This window comes from Paenirhodobacter hankyongi (assembly GCF_003664585.1).
GTDB classification, from domain to species: Bacteria; Pseudomonadota; Alphaproteobacteria; order Rhodobacterales; family Rhodobacteraceae; genus Rhodobacter; species Rhodobacter hankyongi.
This window is the reverse complement of the sequence record NZ_RCHI01000035.1, coordinates 2,501-5,489: the sequence shown is the minus strand read 5'-3', so window position 1 is coordinate 5,489 and position 2,989 is coordinate 2,501. Positions and strand designations below refer to the sequence as shown.

Annotated in this window: 1 tRNA gene and 2 rRNA genes (1 of these 3 only partly in view); all 3 read right to left on the bottom strand. The window is 54.6% G+C overall.

Annotation, left to right across the window (positions count from 1 at the left end):
* Positions 1-77 (bottom strand) — tRNA-Met (locus DYS74_RS18225).
* A 96-nt stretch (positions 78-173) separates the two neighbouring features.
* Positions 174-288, bottom strand: a 5S ribosomal RNA gene (gene rrf / locus DYS74_RS18220).
* An 81-nt stretch (positions 289-369) separates the two neighbouring features.
* Positions 370-2,989 (bottom strand): 23S ribosomal RNA (locus DYS74_RS18215) (it continues 212 nt past the right edge of the window).

Below are 2,989 nucleotides of genomic sequence, written 5' to 3'. Positions count from 1 at the left end.
TGGTTGCGGGGGCAGGATTTGAACCTGCGACCTTCAGGTTATGAGCCTGACGAGCTACCGGGCTGCTCCACCCCGCGACCGGTGACCATTGGGATCATGGTCTGATTGCCCCTCGGGCTTTTTGAGCTTTTGGGGTTTTGGATCGTTATGAGAGAACGTTGGCTTCTTGCTAGGTTTGGCGGTGACCTACTCTCCCACGTCTTGAGACGCAGTACCATTGGCGTGTTGGCCCTTAACGGCCGAGTTCGGGATGGGATCGGGTGTTTAGCCAGCGCTATGACCACCAAACCGAGGAAGAAGCCATCATGTCCAAGTCAGGTCTAACCTGTGTATACTTGCTTTTGATCTTGAGCCTTGCTGCTACTGGATCAAATCAAGCCAATCGGGCAATTAGTACCGGTCAACTGAACGCGTTACCGCGCTTACATCTCCGGCCTATCGACGTGGTGGTCTTCCACGGCCCTCAAGGGATACCTAGTTTCTGGGGGGGCTTCACGCTTAGATGCCTTCAGCGTTTATCCTGTCCGATCATAGCTACCCAGCACTGCCGTTGGCACGACAACTGGTCCACCAGTGGATCGTTCACCCCGGTCCTCTCGTACTAGGGGCAACTCCCATCAAGTATCCTACACCCACGGCAGATAGGGACCGAACTGTCTCACGACGTTCTAAACCCAGCTCACGTACCTCTTTAAATGGCGAACAGCCATACCCTTGGGACCTGCTCCAGCCCCAGGATGAGATGAGCCGACATCGAGGTGCCAAACGATGCCGTCGATATGGACTCTTGGGCATCATCAGCCTGTTATCCCCAGAGTACCTTTTATCCGTTGAGCGATGGCCCTCCCACTTGGGACCACCGGATCACTATGGCCGACTTTCGTCTCTGCTCGACTTGTCAGTCTTGCAGTCAGGCTGGCTTCTGCCATTGCACTCAACGACCGATTTCCGACCGGTCTGAGCCAACCTTCGCGCGCCTCCGTTACGATTTGGGAGGCGACCGCCCCAGTCAAACTCCCCACCATGCAGGGTCCCGGACCCGGATAACGGGCCGCGGTTAGACATCAAGAGTGCGAAGGGTGGTATCTCAAGGGAGGCTCCACGGTGACTGGCGTCGCCGCTTCAAAGCCTACCACCTATCCTGCACATCACAATCCTGATGCCAGTGCAAAGCTAGAGTAAAGGTTCATGGGGTCTTTCCGTCTAACCGCGGGTAGTGTGCATCTTGACACACAGTTCAATTTCGCTGAGTCCACGTTTGAGACAGCGGGGAGATCGTTACGCCATTCGTGCAGGTCGGAACTTACCCGACAAGGAATTTCGCTACCTTAGGACCGTTATAGTTACGGCCGCCGTTTACTGGGGCTTCAATTCGGAGCTTGCACCCCTCCTTTTAACCTTCCAGCACCGGGCAGGCGTCAGACTGTATACGTCGCCTTACGGCTTCGCACAGCCCTGTGTTTTAAGTAAACAGTCGCCACCCCCTAGTTTGTGCCCCCCACCGATACTTGCGTACCAATGGGGCCTCCTTCTCGCGAACTTACGGAGGCATTTTGCCGAGTTCCTTAAACGTGGTTCTCTCAAGCGCCTTGGTATTCTCTACCAGTCCACCTGTGTCGGTTTCGGGTACGATCTTAAAGTGGGGCTATTTCCAGGAACCTCTAAGCAGCCCGATCAATCCGATAAGATCGAACTACCCTCGAGATCCGTCACCACCACATGGCCCAGGAATATTAACCTGGTTCCCATCGACTACGCCTTTCGGCCTCGCCTTAGGGGTCGGCTTACCCTGCTCAGATTAGCTTTAAGCAGGAACCCTTGGACTTTCGGCGAGAGGGTCTCTCACCCTCTTTGTCGCTACTCATGTCAACATTCTCACTTCTGATCACTCCACCGGATCCCTCACAGGCCGGCTTCACAGTCAGAACATTGCCTCCAATGTATCGCGAGCGATACTAAGGAGGCAGCGTTCTATATCACAGAACGCTCCGCTACCACGCACATCACTGTGCATCCAAAGCTTCGGCTCGTGGCTTGAGCCCCGTTACATCTTCGCCGCAGGACCTCTTGACTAGACCAGTGAGCTGTTACGCTATCTTTAAAGGATGGCTGCTTCTAAGCCAACCTCCTGGTTGTTATGGAAGTCCCACATGCTTTCCCACTTAGCCACGAATTGGGGGCCTTAGCTGTTGGTCAGGGTTGTTTCCCTCTTCACGACGGACGTTAGCACCCGCCGTGTGTCTCCCGGATAGTACTCTTGGGTATTCGGAGTTTACTTAGGCTCAGTAAGTCTGTGGGACCCCATCACCCATGTAGTGCTCTACCCCCCAAGGTATTCGTCCGAGGCGCTACCTAAATAGCTTTCGCGGAGAACCAGCTATCTCCGAGTTTGATTGGCCTTTCACCCCTAGCCACACGTCATCCGGACCCTTTTCAACGGGTGTCGGTTCGGACCTCCAGTTGGTGTTACCCAACCTTCATCCTGCACATGGCTAGATCACTCGGTTTCGGGTCTGATCCCACGAACTCGTCGCCCTTTTAAGACTCGCTTTCGCTGCGCCTACACCTAACGGCTTAAGCTTGCTCGTAAGACCAAGTCGTTGACCCATTATACAAAAGGTACGCCGTCACCGCTCAAGGCGGCTCCGACTGCTTGTAGGCGTCCGGTTTCAGAAACTGTTTCACTCCCCTCGTCGGGGTGCTTTTCACCTTTCCCTCACGGTACTGGTTCGCTATCGGTCAGTAAGGAGTACTTAGCCTTCGAGGGTGGTCCCCCGATCTTCAGACAGGATTTCACGTGTCCCGCCCTACTTAATACGTCCGATCAAACTTCGTGTACGGGGCTGTCACCCATATCGCTGGCCTTTCCAGACCATTCCACTCGTTTTTACGGCTCGGCTGGTCCGCGTTCGCTCGCCACTACTAGCGGAGTATCTATTGATTTCCTTTCCTCCGGGTACTTAGATGTTTCAGTTCCCCGGGTTCGCTC